Genomic DNA, 16,519 nt, shown 5'->3' on the forward strand with positions numbered 1-16,519 from the left:
ATTGTCCATAAAAATGAAACCAGGCGGATTAAACCGCCTGGAGGAGTTTTACGTCTGTTATAAGCTTAGCAAGAGTTGTTAAAAAATTCAGTACGTTGCTACAGCTTGTTATAAACACGCGCTAAACGGCCCGTGCCGCTGGCGTTAACCGGAGACTCATCCGCGCCGATAAAGGCAGATTCACCCGGCTTCAGTACCAGACGCTGTTCATCTTTACGTAACACCGCCTCACCCTCAACGCAGAACAGAATCGCGGCGCTGTGTTGGCCGATGCTCGTCTCCTGAAGCGCCAGGTCGTGCAGTGAAAAAGCAAAATCGTCAACCGGAATTGGGAAGTCCAGCTCCGCGCCGCTTTTCACCGGGGCAGTCAGCAACTCGCTGGCAGGTTTAGGTTCGAACTTCACGTTCGCGACCAGCTCAGGAATGTCGATATATTTGGGTGTAAGGCCAGCGCGTAGAACGTTATCGGAGTTCGCCATGACTTCCAGCGCAACGCCCTGCAGATAAGCATGAGGCGTTTCGGCAAACAGGAACATCGCCTCGCCGGGATTCAGTTTGACCACATTCAGCAACAAAGGAGAGAAAAGCCCGCTGTCGTCAGGATAATACTCTGAAATCACGCGGATCGTTTGCCACGGTTCGCCTTGCTGGCTGTTAAGCGCCGCTTTGAGTACGGCTAACGCGCGGGATTTTTCTTCGCCTTGCATATTCAACAGGCTGGCGAAAAGCTGGCTCAGACGTTCAGCGTTCGGCGCCTGCAAAAAGTGGGCGATAGCGGAATGCGCGCCGGCGACAGGTTGCAGTAAAGAGACAATGTCAGAAAATTCGCGGAACGCGTTCATCGCCAGGAAAGGCGTCAGGGCAAAAACCAGCTCTGGTTTATGGTTAGGATCTTTATAGTTCCGCTCTGCGGCATCCATGGGGATACCCGCCGCATTTTCTTTCGCGAAACCGATTTCGGAGTTGCGTTTATTCGGGTGCACCTGAATAGAGAGCGGCTGCGCGGCGCACAGTACTTTAAACAGAAACGGCAGTTCGCCGAAACGGTTGGCTACCGCTTCGCCCAGCATGGCGGTTTTATTCTTTTCGATGGCGTCACGCAGGGAGACGGTTTCGCCGTTGGCGGTGGTGATTCGCGAGCTGCTTTTGGGATGCGCGCCCATCCAGAGTTCAGCCATTGGCTGCTGCTGCGGATTGGCGATGCCATAAAGTTCCGTTAACGCAGTTTTACTTCCCCAGGCATAGTTTTGCACTGAGTTAATGAGTTTTTGCATTATCAAGCCCTGTTTCAATGTGGAGATCAATGGGAGGTATTAAACCAAGAAACCCGCATGAAGTAACCTCCGGGCGTAAAAAGTCGTACTTGTCTCAGTTTTTGTTAAAAAATTGTGTAGGATAGTGTTACTCGCTTTGAGTCGGGCAATGGAACACCTGCCCAGAGAATAACCATACCGAGCGGTAAGTGAGAGCACAATGTCAAACAAACCCTTCTTTTATCAAGACCCTTTTCCCCTCAAAAAGGACGATACCGAGTACTACTTGTTGACCAGCGAACATGTTTCCGTCGCCGAATTTGAAGGACAAGAGATCCTGAAAGTCGCGCCGGAAGCGCTAACGCTGTTGGCGCGTCAGGCCTTCCACGATGCGTCTTTTATGCTACGTCCCGCGCATCAGCAGCAGGTGGCGGATATTCTGCGCGATCCGCAGGCCAGTGAAAACGACAAATATGTCGCGCTGCAATTCCTGCGAAACTCCGATATCGCGGCCAAGGGCGTGTTGCCCACCTGCCAGGATACCGGTACGGCCATTATTGTCGGCAAAAAAGGCCAACGCGTCTGGACTGGTGGAGGTGATGAAGCGGCGCTGGCTCGCGGCGTATATAACACCTATATCGAAGATAACCTGCGCTATTCGCAAAACGCGGCGCTGGATATGTACAAAGAGGTCAATACCGGTACTAACCTGCCGGCGCAGATCGATCTCTACAGCGTCGATGGCGATGAATATAAATTCCTCTGTATCGCTAAAGGCGGCGGATCGGCGAATAAAACCTACCTCTATCAGGAGACAAAAGCGCTTCTGACGCCGGGTAAGCTCAAAAATTATCTCGTCGATAAGATGCGTACGCTGGGCACCGCCGCCTGTCCGCCGTATCACATTGCGTTTGTCATTGGCGGCACCTCGGCGGAAGCGAACCTGAAGACCGTTAAGCTGGCCTCGGCAAAATACTATGATGCGCTACCAACCGAAGGCAATGAACACGGGCAGGCCTTCCGCGATATTGAGCTGGAAAAAGAATTGTTGCTTGAGGCGCAAAATCTTGGCTTAGGCGCGCAGTTCGGCGGCAAATATTTCGCTCACGATATTCGTGTCATCCGATTGCCGCGCCACGGGGCATCGTGTCCGGTAGGTATGGGCGTGTCCTGCTCCGCGGATCGAAACATTAAAGCGAAGATCAACCGGGAAGGGATCTGGATCGAGAAGCTGGAGCGCAATCCCGGTAAATATATTCCAGAGGCGCTGCGCCAGGCGGGAGAGGGCGAGGCGGTGCGCGTTGATCTTAACCGTCCCATGAGCGAGATACTGCAACAACTGTCGCAGTATCCGGTATCAACGCGCCTGTCGCTGAACGGCACGATTATTGTGGGCCGCGACATCGCGCACGCTAAACTGAAAGAACGGATGGACAGAGGCGAAGGTTTGCCGCAGTACATCAAAAATCATCCTATCTATTATGCGGGGCCGGCAAAAACGCCGGAAGGGTATGCCTCCGGGTCGCTTGGGCCGACTACCGCAGGACGAATGGACTCTTATGTTGATCAGCTCCAGTCGCAGGGCGGCAGTATGATCATGCTGGCGAAAGGCAACCGCAGCCAGCAGGTGACCGATGCCTGTAAGAAACATGGCGGCTTCTACCTGGGCAGTATCGGCGGCCCGGCAGCCGTTCTGGCGCAGGGTAGTATCAAGCGCCTGGAGTGCGTGGAATATCCTGAACTGGGTATGGAGGCTATCTGGAAAATTGAAGTGGAGGATTTTCCGGCCTTCATTCTGGTGGATGATAAAGGCAACGATTTCTTCCAGCAGATTCAGTCATCGCAGTGCGCACGCTGCGTTAAGTAATGTCGCCGCCCTGCGGGGCGGTAACATGATTCGCTATTTTGCCGGAGAACGGCGCAAGCGCCTTATCCGGTCTACACCGTTGTGTTGTTATCGTTAATACTCATAAGACCGCAAACATGTGAGCAATGTCGACACATGATCTCATCAACTTGAGTAAGGAGCAGGTAATGGTAACGGTACGCCGCGAGAAAGATTCAATGGGCGCGATTGAAGTCCCGGCAGATAAACTGTGGGGGGCGCAGACTCAACGTTCGCTGGAGCATTTTCGGATTTCCACGGAGAAAATGCCCGTCTCGCTCATTCACGCTCTGGCGTTGACCAAGCGCGCCGCTGCGAAGGTCAACCAGGACTTAGGGTTGTTGGCGGCGGAAAAAGCCAGCGCGATTATCCAGGCGGCTGATGAAGTGCTGGCGGGAAAACATGCTGATGAGTTTCCGCTGGCGATTTGGCAGACCGGGTCCGGTACGCAAAGCAACATGAATATGAATGAAGTGTTAGCGAACCGCGCCAGTGAAATTTTGGGCGGCGTTCGCGGTATGGAACGCAAGGTGCATCCCAATGATGACGTCAATAAGAGTCAAAGCTCAAACGATGTTTTCCCAACCGCCATGCACGTGGCGGCGTTACTGGCGTTACGCGAACACCTTATCCCGCAATTATCCGCATTAACGGATACGCTTCGCGATAAATCCCACGCTTTCGCCGATATTGTCAAAATTGGCCGTACTCACCTGCAGGACGCGACGCCGCTCACCTTAGGCCAGGAGATTTCCGGTTGGGTAGCCATGCTGGAACATAACCTCAGACACATTGAGCACAGTTTACCGCACGTCGCGGAACTGGCGCTCGGCGGAACCGCAGTAGGGACAGGGCTTAATACCCATCCGGAATATGCCCGGCGCGTGGCCGAGGAACTGGCGACGATTACCGCGGCGCCGTTTGTTACCGCCCCCAATAAATTCGAAGCGCTGGCGACCTGTGACGCGTTGGTACAGGCGCATGGCGCATTAAAAGGACTGGCGGCCTCGCTGATGAAAATCGCCAACGATGTTCGCTGGCTGGCGTCCGGCCCGCGCTGCGGCATTGGCGAGATTGCTATCCCGGAGAATGAGCCAGGCAGTTCCATTATGCCTGGTAAAGTGAATCCGACCCAGTGTGAAGCGGTAACGATGCTATGTTGCCAGGTGATGGGTAACGATGTGGCCATTAATATGGGGGGCGCATCGGGCAACTTTGAGCTCAACGTCTATCGTCCGATGGTTATTCATAATTTTCTGCAAACGGTGCGCCTGCTGGCCGATGGCATGGAGAGTTTTAATAAACACTGTGCGTCAGGAATCGAGCCAAACCGCGAGCGTATTACGCAGTTGCTGAATGAGTCGCTGATGCTGGTCACTGCGCTCAATACGCACATCGGTTACGATAAAGCGGCGGAGATTGCGAAGAAGGCGCATAAAGAAGGGCTGACGCTAAAAGCCTCAGCCGTGGCATTAGGATACCTTAGCGACGAGGAGTTCGACGCCTGGGTACGTCCGGAGTTGATGGTTGGCAGTATGACGCCGGGACGTTAATCCGCCACATACAGGTGCAGTCGCGGAATAATCAGTCGCAGCGGCTGCGCCTGTGGTTTAAAACGGTGCTGAATATTATCGGCGTCATAGTTTTCCAGCCCACCAATATCCGGCACGCCAGCGCCGTTGTCCGTGTTGATTAATGCGATAATCGGCGTGGGGCAGGCGTGTTGCACCTGTTTCTGCTGGCCTTTATACCAGATGCGGGCGATCGGCTGTACTTTAACCGGACGCTTAATCTTGAGTCGGGCCTGCTGCGGTAAGGCAGCGATATCCTGATATTCCCGTTCCAGCTTGAATTGCCATTGTTCGCGCGTCCACGGCGGGACGCTGCGCGGCGACGCGAGGCTTTTTTTCAACTGGCTCAGAACCTCATCCCGGCTTAAATTTTTAATAATATGTTTATTTGCCCAGCCGAAACGTATGGTGGCGGGGTTATTGATAAGCGTCAGCGTGCGGTAAGCGTTCAGCGTAATTAAGCCGGGTAGATGCCGATGCACCCACTCAAAACGTGCCGCTGAGGGAAGACCGGACTCTACCGTAACCATCTGCTCGAAGGTGGTTTTCAACTGGTTAATGCGCTGTATCTGATTTTCCAGATCTAACTGTATCGCATTATCCACTTGATAGCATAAGACGCCAGGCAGGCGGACGGCGGCTTTACTGCTGCGGTTTTCGGACTGCTGTTGAATAAACAAATGGCGATAGTGACGTAGCGCCAGCGTTTCGGCCTCTTTCCCCAGATGTTGCGTTACCTCGATAGTATCCAGCGGCGCATGTTCCGCCTCTTTGGTCACCTGCGGCAGTGAAAAGACACGGGCGATAAGTAGCGAATGCTGCTGTAGATTATCCGTCAGCGCCGCCAGGTGTTGTTCTATCTGGCGAAAAGTGCCATTCAGGCGTTCAACGAGATCGTAGCGGGACATGGTATCACTCACTTTAGTTACAACATACTATCTGTATAGCACAGTTCCCGCCGCTCAACCAGCGTGCAAAATACGTCAGGCAGCGGTCACGTTGGACATCGCGTGCCAGACCGGCCAGTGAAAGCTAAATTTTGCGCCGCCCAGTTCGCTCTCGTCACAGACGACGCTACCGCCCATCGCCAGGGCGATAGAGTGTACGATGGCGAGTCCAAGCCCGCAGCCGCCTGTCGCCCGGTCTCTACTGGGGTCGAGTCTGACAAAAGGTTCAAATACGCGCTCACGCGCATCCGCTTCAATGCCGGGGCCGTCATCTTCAACTATCAGCGTTGCCTGACTGCCGTCGAGTAACAGGCTGACTTGAACGGTGGTACGACTGTAGCGCAACGCATTATTCAGCAGGTTATCCAGCACTCGCGACATTAACCGCATATCAAGCGCGCCATAATCGCCGACTACACATGTGACAAGGTTTACGGCGCGTTCCGGGGTCACGCTTTGCACATCCTGCAAATGCGCGAGCAACCAGGCGGGGAGGTCGGGTTCGGTCAACATCAGTTCATTTTGCGGTCGGTCAAGGCGCGCATAGGTGAGCAGTTCTTCAATCAGCGCTTCCAGTTGACCAATATCGCGATTGAGCGCCTGTGATTCCGGCGGTGTCAGATTTTCACTCATTTCAAGCCGATAGCGTAAACGTACCAGCGGCGTGCGAAGCTCATGGGCGATACCGTCAATCAGCTGTTTTTTACTGGCGATCAGGGCATTAATGTTATCCGCCATCTGGTTGAACGCGACGCCCAGACGTTCGAAACTGGAACCATTATCGAAATGCAGGCGTTCAGTCAAATGACCCTCGCCAAAGCGCTGCGCGGCGGATTCGAGCCTGAGCATTTCTTGCCAGTGCGGGCGCATCCAGATAAACACAGGAAAGGCGAGAGAAAAGGCAATGAGCGCCATTAAGGCGATATCCAGCAGTCGCATTTGATGCAGGAAATAGAGATAGGGAACCGGGCCAACCGCCAGGACGTAATGGCTGCGCGGGATACGCTGAATAAAGGTGTATTGATCGTCAAGCGCGACGATATCGCCTTCACGCAGTCGCTGCGTGGTGGCGGCATCAAGCTTATAGTGATTTAACGGTTCAACGCGTAAATCGAAAGAGAGGTTCAGGTCCATCTCTTTTAACGTTTTTCCCCATTCACGCGGCGGAATTTCCCGCAGTTCGCTGCGCATCAGATAGAGCGAACTTTTCATCAGATCGTCGAGCGATTGCCTGCCCGCGCGTTCGGCAGTGAATTTGTACACCAGTCCGACCAATAAGGTCATGACCAGAAAACAGACGAACAGCAAAAGGTAAAACTGCACAAACAGCTTTTTCATCAACGCCCACCGGATCTCAATACATTAACTCTATCGCGGCGCTGACGGAAAAGATTTCCCGTCAGCGCCGCTGGTGGGTTATAAAAGCAGGCTTTGCGTCAACTGACAACCTCATTGTCCGGCGTTAAGGTCCGGACTTTCGTGAACAATGCGTCCATCGACAAGTGTCAAAACAGCGCGAATGGTATCAATTCTGTCTTCCGGCATCGTCATAAATGGCTGATTGAGTACCGCCAGATCGGCCTGTTTTCCGACGCTAAGCTGGCCCCGGTGTTGTTCGGCAAAGGCGAGCCAGGCGGCATGACGTGTATATAACGCTAGCGCTTCCAGACGCGTGAGCCGCTCGCTGGCGGGTTTACGCACGGAACCGCCTGACGCTATACCGGTGATATGATATTCGATAGCGTGCCAGACACCGGCAATGCCAATACGCGTCGAATCGGTGCCGCCAGCTACGACAAGCCCTTTATCCAGCGCCAGTCGAACCGGCGGCGAATTGTCCGCCGCGCCAGGTGGATTGGCGTCACGGATGGCAAGCCCCTCAAAGTAAGGCCCCATTTGCACAGTGTATGCCAGACCCAGCTTACGCATTCGCTCAAGCGTCTGTGGCGAACCGGTATTCAGATGCGCAATAGACCAGCGGAGAGGGCGCAGATCGTACTGCTGCGCTACCTGCTCAAAAATCGTCAATATCGCGTCGGCGCTGTCATCGGTATAGGCATGGATCTCAAGCGGTATTCCCCGTTTTGCCGCAAACGTCGCGACCTGGCGAAGCGCGGTTTTGTCCTGCTCTGAGGAAGAAAACCCTGGGGCCATCCGCACGCCGTCATTCATTCCGGCCACCAGGCTTTCCCCCAGGCCAAGAAAAGCCAGTTGCCCGTCATCGGCACGCGCCGGGCGAAAGGCCATCAGGTTGCTGAACCACTGCGCTTCATGACCTTTCGCTTCCGGCTGTACCGGAATGCGATACCCCACGCGCAGCGGTAAATCCCCCTGGTTTCGCATTGCAAATAAAGGCTCATAAGCGGCGGCAGGCCCGGCAGAGGGGTCAATGATGCCGGTCACGCCGCGAGCGTTCATATCAGCTAAAAATTGCCGCAGACCACCCTCGCGATCGGCGTTACGACTTATGCTGGCAAAAAGCTGGTTAAACGCGGCGATGTCACCAAATAATTTCCCCGTGGCGCTACCTTTTGCGTCGCGCTCTACGCGGATTCCCGCTAAATCAGGAGGAGGGGTGTCGTTAAGGCCAAGTACGTCTATACCGCGCTGATTCACTAACGCATAGTCGTAAAGATACTGAATATAAGCTGGATGATCGGGAGGGGCGTGGCTCAGTTCGGCTACCGTCGGCGCCCGGTTTTCTGCAAATTGCGCCGGTATCCACGATCCCACTACGGCTACCCATTGATCGTGGGGACGACGGTTAGCGTCGGCGCGTAATTTATCCAGCGCGTCTTTAAGCGAAGGGCTGTCGTACCAGTAGGTTTCGAATGTCCAGGTTTGTCCGCCGCGAATGGCATGAATGTGGGTATCGGTCAGGCCGGGTATCACGGTTTTACCCTGTAAATCGATGGTACGGGTATGGTTGCCGCGCCATTCATTTGTCGCCGTATCATCGCCAATCGCCACAATCCGCGAGCCGGAAATCGCCAGCGCGCTGGCCTGCGGCTGGGCATCATTCAGAGTGATGATATTACCGTTATGCAAAATAATATCCGCTGTCGGGCGGGCGGCGGTGGCTGCGCCTGTGGCCGTGAGCAGAAAGAAAAGCGCGGTTCTGGAAAGCAGAGACGGGACGAGACTGATCATTAGCATGTTCCTTTTGTCGGGCGATAAGCAAACCATAGAGAGCGAACAAGAATTGTTCAATCTGTGCCCAGGGAACAGTGCGTTCTGTTTTTAGAACGGTGGTGATGAAAAAAGAAAAGCCCGCCGAAACGGCGGGCTTGAGAAGAATTAATGAATAATTAGAACTGGTAAACCATACCCAGCGCGACGATATCATCAGTGCTGATACCGGCATCTTTATAGAACTGGTCGTCATCATCCAGCAGGTTGATTTTATAATCAACATAGGTGGAGAAGTTTTTGTTGAAATAGTAGGTAGCACCTACATCAGCATATTTAACCAGGTCTTTATCATCGCCATTAACGTTGTTATAGGTCAAATCTTTACCTTTAGACATCAGGAAAGAAACCGCCGGGCGCAGACCGAAATCAAATTGATATTGGGCTGTAACTTCGAAGTTTTGAGTTTTGTTTGCTACGCATGAGCGACAATCGTCATTGCCGTAAGGCGTCATATTACGGGTTTCTGAATACATTGTGGCCAGATAGATATTATTAGCATCATATTTAGCGCCAACAGTCCATGCATCCGCTTTATCACCGCCAGCGGTAGAGTAATTAACCTGACCATTAGTACGATCGGAAGTGGTATATGCCGCGCCGAAACTTACGCCCATACCCAGATCATAAGTTGATGAGATACCGAAGCCGTCACCGTTAGCGTTCTTCACGTTACGATCGCCGCCGTTATTAGTGCCTTCCTGCTCATGAGAAACCTGGTTTTCATTGGCACCCTGATATTGCAACGCGAAGTTCAGACCGTCTACCAGACCGAAGAAATCAGTGTTACGGTAGGTGGCCACGCCGTTAGCACGACCGGTCATGAAGTTGTCAGCGTAAGTGTAGGAGTCGCCGCCGAACTCAGGCAGCATATCGGTCCAGCCTTCTACGTCGTACAGGACGCCGTAGTTACGACCATAGTCGAATGAGCCGTAGTCGCCGAATTTCAGGCCGGCGAATGCCAGACGAGTCCAGGAGTTAGCACCTTCGCCTTCGGTAGTGTTAGCCTGAACGTTATATTCCCACTGGCCGTAACCGGTCAGTTGGTCGTTAATCTGCGTTTCGCCTTTAAAGCCGACACGCATATAGGTCTGATCGCCATCTTTAGAAGAGTCATCAGAGAAATAGTGCAGGCCGTCTACTTTCCCGTAAAGGTCCAGTTTGTTGCCGTCTTTGTTATAAATTTCAGCGGCGTGTGCTGCGCCAGCAGCCAGCAGAGCCGGGATGACAAGTGCCAATACTTTTCTTTTCATTTTTTTATCCTTAAAAACTTAACTTATTTGCAAAAGATTGAACTTCTACAGATTCGTTGAATCAAAGGCATCCTAATCTGAATAATATTATTTCAGCAAATGCTAACTTTTCTTATATGTTATTAATTAATACAAAAGTTACTATCGGAAACGCATATATTTATGGTGAATATATTTGTTATTATGTATTCATGGCTGTGATTTGTTTTATTTCACAATTTGCGAAAAAAGATGGCAATATAGCGGCGGGCAGACATTCTGTTATCAATTTTGTGAACTGGCTTCGAGTTTTTTTAATTTAACTTTCTTGAGCGAAAAAGACGTAATCATGAACCACAACGCAGAGAAAACGGTAATAAAGGGGCCGTTTCGACTAATAAAAATAGCATTCATGTATACAATGTCTGTTTTTTGAACAGTGGCGGTGATGAGCATCGCCACTATGACTTGATAAAGGCAGGTAAAATTTGTCGGCTAACTTATCCCGTCGTTTCGTCCCAGGCATGAGGGGCAAAAAGATAGCCTTTATTGCGAATGGTCTTTATACGATAGGGCTCAGCAGCGCTATCCAGCAGTTTCTTACGCAGGCGGGAAATCGCCACATCCACGCTGCGATCCAGACCATCATAATTGACGCCGCGCAGCGTTTTTAGCAACGCCTCGCGATCCATAATTTGTCCGGCGTGTGTCGCCAGTTCCCAGAGCAATTCAAAATCGGCGGTGGAGAGCGATATGAAATCGCCATTGAGCTGGACCGCCCGGTTAAGGGGATCGATGGTTAACGCGCCAAAACGCAGCGCTTTATGCGGCGTAAGCGCGCTCTCCTGAAGACTTTTTGCCTGTTGCGTTTGTTCGCTTTGCCGCAGGTGTAAGCGCAGACGCGCCAGCAAAACGGCCGGAGGCGTGGTTTTGAGGATGTAGTCGCAGGCGCCCATCTCCAGCGCCAGAATATGATTCATATCACTGTCCAGCGAGGTGAGCAGGACAATCGGGCCTTGCCAGCGGTGGCGTAAATCGCGACATATCGTCATGCCATCTTTACCTGGAAGCATAATATCCAGTAAAACCAGATCGGGCTGAGTGGTGAGGATAAGATCCTCCGCCCGGTCACCACGCGGCTCAACAATGACATCAATATCATGTTTCGCCAGATAAGCGGCAATGAGAGAACCCACTTCAGCGTCGTCTTCAACAAATACAATGCGGTTCATATTATAAATGGAGAATAGAAAACGCCAACATACACCGCCTCTGTTTTCCCTTCCATAAATCTTTTCTAAACGAGAGCGGTTCCGTTATGCTACATGCTGTTGTTATTAGCATGTTAAGGCAAGGTAATGGGACTCGTGATTAAAGCTGCCCTGGGGGCGCTGGTCGTCGTATTGATTGGTCTGCTGTCAAAAACAAAAAATTATTATATCGCCGGATTAATTCCTATGTTTCCAACGTTTGCGCTTATCGCGCACTATATCGTGGCCAGCGAGCGGGGCATCGACGCGATGCGTACCACCATCGTCTTTAGCATGTGGTCGATCATTCCTTATTTCATTTATCTTGCAACGCTATGGTATTTCAGCGGCGTGATGCGCCTGCCCGTCGCGCTTGGCGGTGCGGTGGTCTGCTGGGGGCTAAGCTCGTGGCTGCTGATTTTTTGCTGGATTAAATGGCATTAATATTGGCAAAGACCGTGGTTTCCCCATCGTAATACAGACGGATATTACGATGGGGAGGTTGTCAACCCACCAGCATCCACGTAGCCGGAACCGCCGCGACCAGCAATAAACCAATCAGCACGACTTCCTGACGATTTAATACATTGTCATGCTTGTGCGTCCGACGCGCATACAGGAAAACCAGTAATCCAGGCGCGTACAGTACGACGGACAGCAGCAGGTGCATAGGGCCCGACGCATATAATAACCATAAGCCATAAATACAGGCTCCGATACCGACCGCCCGATGGAGGGGACGCGTTGCAATCTTCAGCAGAAATGCGCCGACCAGAAAATAGGGCACCAGAATCATTTCTGACGCAATCGTCAATAGCGTGTTGTAGTCCGAACCGGTCAGCCAGATCAGCACCAGACAGATTTGTACACAGATATTGGTGAGCCATAACGATGCAGAAGGCGCGCCTTGCGCATTTTGTCGCGCGAAGATGCCCGGGAAGGATTTATAGGCTGCCGCCAGAAATGGCACCTCCGCCGCCATGATAGTCCAGCTTAGATAAGCCCCGCAGACAGACACAATCAGTCCCGCTGCAATAATAATTTCTCCCCACGGCCCCATCATTTTCACCATCAGACCGGCCATCGACGGGTTGCGCATCTCCGCCAGTTCCGGACGCGCAAGAACGCCAAGAGAAAGCAGCGTGACCAGGAGATATATTCCCAGCGCTGCGAGTACTGCCAGTAGCGTTGCGCGGCCTACATCGCGTTTATTTTTCGCTCGGGCCGAGACGACGACGGCGCCTTCAACGCCAATAAACACCCACAGCGTAATAAGCATGGTGTTCTTAACCTGTTCCCATACGGGAATACCGAGTTCAACACCAGTGAAGTCCAGTGTGAAGGTATCCAGTTTGAACATCATGATAGCCAGCACAATAAACGCGCCGAGCGGCAACAGTTTCGCCAGAGTCGCGACCAGATTGATGCTGGCTGCCGTTTGTACGCCGCGCAGGATGAGGAAATGGACAATCCAGAGCAAGACTGAAGCGCCGACAATAGCCTGCCAGGTATTACCGTCGCCAAACAGACGCAGGGCAGGCGTATCGGTAAAGAAACTCAGCGCTGAAAAAACGATAACCAAATAGGATACGTTGGCGATGACCGCGCACAGCCAATAGCCCCAGGCAGAACAAAAGCCAATCAGTTCGCCGAAGCCTTCGCGGGCGTAAGTAAAGATACCGCCGTCAAGCTCGGAGCGAATGCGCGTGAGGATTAACATGGCGAATGCCAGTAAGAGTATCCCCACGCCGGTAATGGCCCAGCCAATTAACAACGCAGCCGGACTGGCAACAACGGCCATATTCTGGGGCAGGCTGAAAACACCTGCGCCAAGCATTGAGCTTAAAACCAGCGCGGTCAGCGCGCTCAGTCCCAGTTTTTTTTCCATTGGTATCCAGCTATAAAAATGAAATTGGAAGAATAATTATTATGGCAAAACGCATAAAAATGGTGAAAGCCACTAAGGCGCGGGATTTTACGGAGAGAAGGGACCGCATGCAACGGCCTGGATAAGATTTATCGCCAAAAAAGCGAAAAGTGAGATTCATCGCGATATTTGACGGAACTGGCATCCCGCGAGAAAGTGCCGGATGGCGGCTTATCAGGCCTACCGTTGAACGATCGTGTAGGCCTGATAAGGCAGGTATGCCGCCATCCGGCGAGAAAGCCTGATGGCGACGCGCGCCTTATTTATAGAGGTCGGCGCTGATGGTGATGTTATTGCCGCGCTCCTGCCACTGACGCGTAATATGATAATACTTAGCGCCTTTCTTCGCCGCGCGTTTGGCGACCTGATAGGAGATTTCTGTCATATTGCCGTAGTTGCCGGTGAACTTAACGCTGTCGAAAGGCACCATCATCGCAGCCGTCGCTTTATTCAGCTCCTCAACTTTTGTGCCATCCGGAAGTGTGACAGTGTAACGTCCGCCTTTGGAGGATTGCGTTTCGAAGAAACGGCCTACTTCGGCGCTCGGCGAGGCTGACGTGGCGACGCCTGGAATTTCGACTTTCTTCGCAGCTTCGCCGCCCTGAGCCAGCGCGGCGCGGCCAGCTTCAGAGTCTGCCGGAATAGCGTCCGGGCTCTGGACGATGCGTTTTTTCGCATCTTGTTTATAGATAAATGCAGTGATGCGCTGGTTTCCGCCCTGATTCGCATCTATCTGACGAACAATATAGAAAGCGTATGCGCTTTTTTGTTTCGCCGCTTTCGTAATGGCATCGTTAACTTCCGGCTGGCTACGGTAGAAGCCCTGAACGGTGACGGTGTCATACGGTTCTAATTGTACGGCCTGGTCTTTCGGTAATTCCACGATGCCATTAATGACACGATTTTTGGGCGCGTCGGCTTTCGGCGCGTCGGCTTTATACACGTCCGCCACAACACGCCAGTTACCACTGTTGCCGAACTCCGAGGTGTCGACAACATAGAAGGAGGCTGCGCCTTCTTTATCTGCGCGGCGGGACACGGCGGAGACCGCATCGCCAATAGCATTAAAACGACCGGTAATAACGATGCGGTCATAAGGTTTTAGTGCAGCCGCTTGCTCCGGCGTCAGTTCTGTTGCTGCATGGACAGAAAAAGCAGCCGCAGAAAGCAGAGCCGACGCCAGGAGAGTGTTCTTAAGCTTCATAAAAATAATCCTTCGCCTTGCGCAAACCAGGTACTGGTATTGTTATTGACTAGAAACGTGGCTGATTATTGCATTTAAACCATATGGATGTCTGCGGGATTTTTCACGCATCGTGTCATGTATCCTATCTTTGATGATAACATTTGCCGATATGTCGAAAAAAACGGCGTCCGGGCGGCTAAGCTAATGAAGCGCATAAATTTAATAAGTTAATTTAATGTTAATTTCTTGATCCCGGCAGAGGTTTAATGATGTTTTGCTGTCAAATTTGAGCGAATTATCAGCCCTCGCAGGCCATTTTCAAGGCATTATGGCTGCTTAGCGGCTGAATCGTTCATGTTTTGCAAATTTGATAAAAAATTCTGTTTTTTGGCGCTAGATCACAGGCGTTATTTTCAGTAGGTTATAGAGAGTTTGTAACGGTTTTATTCTGCTGGGGTAACATTTACCTCAAACGCGGGCAGGCGTACGCTTCTCGCGCTTACTGACAAACCATCATCAAAAATACCGATGGAAGGGAACATTTATGCGAATTGGCATACCAAAAGAGCGGTTACCCAATGAAACCCGTGTCGCTGCGACGCCGAAAACGGTAGAGCAGCTACTGAAGCTGGGGTTTAGCGTCGCTATCGAAAGCGGGGCGGGTCAACTGGCAAGTTTTGACGACAAAGCGTTTGCGCAGGCTGGCGCGGATATTGTAGACGGCAATGCTATCTGGCAGTCGGAAATTATTCTCAAGGTTAATGCGCCTGAAGAAGATGAAATCGCTTTACTGAACCCCGGGACTACGCTGGTCAGTTTTATATGGCCTGCGCAAAATCCTGGGTTAATGGAGAAACTTGCCGAACGTAAGGTCACGGTGATGGCGATGGACTCCGTGCCGCGTATTTCCCGCGCGCAGTCGCTCGACGCGTTAAGCTCAATGGCGAATATCGCGGGTTATCGCGCCATTGTAGAGGCCGCGCATGAATTTGGGCGCTTCTTTACCGGCCAAATCACTGCCGCCGGGAAAGTGCCGCCGGCGAAGGTGATGGTGATTGGCGCGGGCGTAGCCGGTCTTGCGGCTATCGGCGCGGCAAACAGCCTGGGGGCGATTGTCCGCGCGTTTGACACTCGTCCTGAAGTCAAAGAGCAGGTCCAGAGTATGGGGGCTGAGTTCCTCGAACTGGATTTTAAAGAGGAAGCCGGTAGCGGCGATGGTTACGCCAAAGTGATGTCCGAGGCGTTTATCAAAGCGGAAATGGCGCTCTTTGCTGCCCAGGCCAAAGAGGTCGACATCATTGTGACCACTGCATTGATTCCGGGTAAACCAGCGCCGAAGCTGATTACCCGCGATATGGTCGATTCTATGAAGGCCGGCAGCGTGATTGTCGACCTGGCCGCGCAGAATGGCGGTAACTGCGAATATACCGTCGCCAATCAGGTTGTGACGACGGACAATGGCGTAAAAGTGATTGGCTACACCGATCTACCGGGGCGTTTGCCGACGCAGTCATCCCAGCTTTATGGCACCAACCTGGTTAACCTGCTGAAGCTGCTGTGCAAAGAGAAAGACGGCAATATTGACGTGGATTTTGACGATGTCGTGATCCGTGGCGTGACGGTGATTCGCGACGGCGACATTACCTGGCCTGCGCCGCCAATCCAGGTTTCCGCGCAGCCACAAGCCGCGCCTAAAGCAGCACCTGCGCCAAAAGAGCCGGAAAAGCCCGCTTCACCCTGGCGGAAGTATGCGTTAATGGCGCTGGCGATCATTCTTTTTGGTTGGCTGGCCGATGTCGCGCCAAAAGAGTTCCTCGGCCATTTTACCGTGTTTGCGCTCGCCTGCGTGGTTGGTTATTACGTGGTGTGGAACGTGTCTCATGCGCTTCATACGCCATTAATGTCGGTGACCAACGCAATTTCAGGGATTATTGTTGTCGGGGCATTATTGCAAATTGGTCAGGGCGGCTGGGTCAGCTTCCTGAGCTTTATCGCGGTGCTTATCGCCAGCATTAATATTTTCGGTGGCTTCACCGTGACTCAGCGTATGCTGAAAATGTTCCGGAAAAACTAAGGGGT

At 52.3% G+C, this 16,519-nt stretch carries 12 protein-coding genes; 4 read left to right on the forward strand and 8 right to left on the reverse strand.

Annotated elements, in window-relative coordinates; all coding sequences use genetic code 11:
- Positions 1 to 98: 98 nt before the first annotated feature.
- Positions 99 to 1,274, reverse strand: a complete 1,176-nt coding sequence (manA, locus tag ACLJRU_RS00540) for a mannose-6-phosphate isomerase (RefSeq protein ID WP_001170625.1) — start codon at positions 1,272 to 1,274, stop codon at positions 99 to 101.
- A gap of 199 nt (positions 1,275 to 1,473) precedes the next feature.
- On the opposite strand from manA, the gene fumB reads away from it, so the two are divergent.
- On the forward strand, positions 1,474 to 3,120 hold the full coding sequence (gene fumB, locus ACLJRU_RS00545; RefSeq protein ID WP_000066610.1) for a class I fumarate hydratase: 1,647 nt from the start codon (positions 1,474 to 1,476) through the stop codon (positions 3,118 to 3,120).
- 167 nt (positions 3,121 to 3,287) lie between these two features.
- Entirely contained in the window at positions 3,288 to 4,691 is a 1,404-nt protein-coding gene (fumC, locus tag ACLJRU_RS00550) for a class II fumarate hydratase (RefSeq protein ID WP_000259121.1), read from the forward strand.
- Here the strand turns inward: fumC and tus are convergent.
- The 5 genes from tus to rstA all read right to left on the reverse strand — a co-directional run bounded on the left by tus (position 4,688) and on the right by rstA (position 11,309).
- Positions 4,688 to 5,617: a DNA replication terminus site-binding protein gene (gene tus / locus ACLJRU_RS00555; RefSeq protein ID WP_000092493.1), complete on the reverse strand. Its 930-nt coding sequence runs from the start codon at positions 5,615 to 5,617 to the stop codon at positions 4,688 to 4,690. The two genes, fumC and tus, sit on opposite strands and share 4 nt — an antisense overlap.
- A gap of 75 nt (positions 5,618 to 5,692) precedes the next feature.
- Positions 5,693 to 6,994 (reverse strand): two-component system sensor histidine kinase RstB, encoded by a 1,302-nt coding sequence (gene rstB / locus ACLJRU_RS00560; protein ID WP_000732957.1) that lies wholly within the window; start codon positions 6,992 to 6,994, stop codon positions 5,693 to 5,695.
- A gap of 111 nt (positions 6,995 to 7,105) precedes the next feature.
- On the reverse strand, positions 7,106 to 8,812 hold the full coding sequence (locus ACLJRU_RS00565; RefSeq protein ID WP_077905889.1) for an amidohydrolase: 1,707 nt from the start codon (positions 8,810 to 8,812) through the stop codon (positions 7,106 to 7,108).
- A 152-nt stretch (positions 8,813 to 8,964) separates the two neighbouring features.
- Positions 8,965 to 10,098 (reverse strand): porin OmpC, encoded by a 1,134-nt coding sequence (ompC, locus tag ACLJRU_RS00570; RefSeq protein WP_000824309.1) that lies wholly within the window; start codon positions 10,096 to 10,098, stop codon positions 8,965 to 8,967.
- A gap of 479 nt (positions 10,099 to 10,577) precedes the next feature.
- A complete protein-coding gene (gene rstA, locus ACLJRU_RS00575) occupies positions 10,578 to 11,309 on the reverse strand; it encodes a two-component system response regulator RstA (RefSeq protein ID WP_001080049.1) in 732 nt (243 codons plus the stop codon).
- A gap of 126 nt (positions 11,310 to 11,435) precedes the next feature.
- Here rstA and ACLJRU_RS00580 point away from each other — a divergent pair, with 126 nt between their 5' ends.
- Positions 11,436 to 11,771 (forward strand): GlpM family protein, encoded by a 336-nt coding sequence (locus ACLJRU_RS00580; RefSeq protein ID WP_001539982.1) that lies wholly within the window; start codon positions 11,436 to 11,438, stop codon positions 11,769 to 11,771.
- Between the two features lie 61 nt (positions 11,772 to 11,832).
- Here the strand turns inward: ACLJRU_RS00580 and ACLJRU_RS00585 are convergent, their stop codons facing one another.
- Both ACLJRU_RS00585 and ydgH read right to left on the reverse strand, forming a co-directional pair.
- Positions 11,833 to 13,215: an amino acid permease gene (locus ACLJRU_RS00585; protein WP_001539984.1), complete on the reverse strand. Its 1,383-nt coding sequence runs from the start codon at positions 13,213 to 13,215 to the stop codon at positions 11,833 to 11,835.
- Positions 13,216 to 13,513: 298 nt separating this feature from the next.
- Positions 13,514 to 14,458: a DUF1471 family protein YdgH gene (ydgH, locus tag ACLJRU_RS00590; protein ID WP_000769300.1), complete on the reverse strand. Its 945-nt coding sequence runs from the start codon at positions 14,456 to 14,458 to the stop codon at positions 13,514 to 13,516.
- Between the two features lie 526 nt (positions 14,459 to 14,984).
- Between ydgH and pntA the strand changes: the two genes are divergently transcribed.
- A complete protein-coding gene (gene pntA / locus ACLJRU_RS00595; RefSeq protein WP_001219354.1) occupies positions 14,985 to 16,514 on the forward strand; it encodes a Re/Si-specific NAD(P)(+) transhydrogenase subunit alpha in 1,530 nt (509 codons plus the stop codon).
- Positions 16,515 to 16,519: the final 5 nt, after the last annotated feature.

Origin of the sequence: Salmonella sp. SAL00653 (assembly GCF_046552515.1) — a bacterium.
Lineage (GTDB): Bacteria > Pseudomonadota > Gammaproteobacteria > Enterobacterales > Enterobacteriaceae > Salmonella > Salmonella enterica.

Bases quoted from the DNA above. Each gene is read 5' to 3' on its own strand.
- ompC (WP_000824309.1), bottom strand. From the start codon at position 10,098: ATGAAAAGAAAAGTATTGGCACTTGTCATCCCGGCTCTGCTGGCTGCT.
- rstA (WP_001080049.1), bottom strand. From the start codon at position 11,309: ATGAACCGCATTGTATTTGTTGAAGACGACGCTGAAGTGGGTTCTCTC.
- ydgH (WP_000769300.1), bottom strand. From the start codon at position 14,458: ATGAAGCTTAAGAACACTCTCCTGGCGTCGGCTCTGCTTTCTGCGGCT.
- ACLJRU_RS00580 (WP_001539982.1), top strand. From the start codon at position 11,436: ATGGGACTCGTGATTAAAGCTGCCCTGGGGGCGCTGGTCGTCGTATTG.
- manA (WP_001170625.1), bottom strand. From the start codon at position 1,274: ATGCAAAAACTCATTAACTCAGTGCAAAACTATGCCTGGGGAAGTAAA.
- ACLJRU_RS00585 (WP_001539984.1), bottom strand. From the start codon at position 13,215: ATGGAAAAAAAACTGGGACTGAGCGCGCTGACCGCGCTGGTTTTAAGC.
- rstB (WP_000732957.1), bottom strand. From the start codon at position 6,994: ATGAAAAAGCTGTTTGTGCAGTTTTACCTTTTGCTGTTCGTCTGTTTT.
- fumB (WP_000066610.1), top strand. From the start codon at position 1,474: ATGTCAAACAAACCCTTCTTTTATCAAGACCCTTTTCCCCTCAAAAAG.
- ACLJRU_RS00565 (WP_077905889.1), bottom strand. From the start codon at position 8,812: ATGCTAATGATCAGTCTCGTCCCGTCTCTGCTTTCCAGAACCGCGCTT.
- tus (WP_000092493.1), bottom strand. From the start codon at position 5,617: ATGTCCCGCTACGATCTCGTTGAACGCCTGAATGGCACTTTTCGCCAG.
- fumC (WP_000259121.1), top strand. From the start codon at position 3,288: ATGGTAACGGTACGCCGCGAGAAAGATTCAATGGGCGCGATTGAAGTC.
- pntA (WP_001219354.1), top strand. From the start codon at position 14,985: ATGCGAATTGGCATACCAAAAGAGCGGTTACCCAATGAAACCCGTGTC.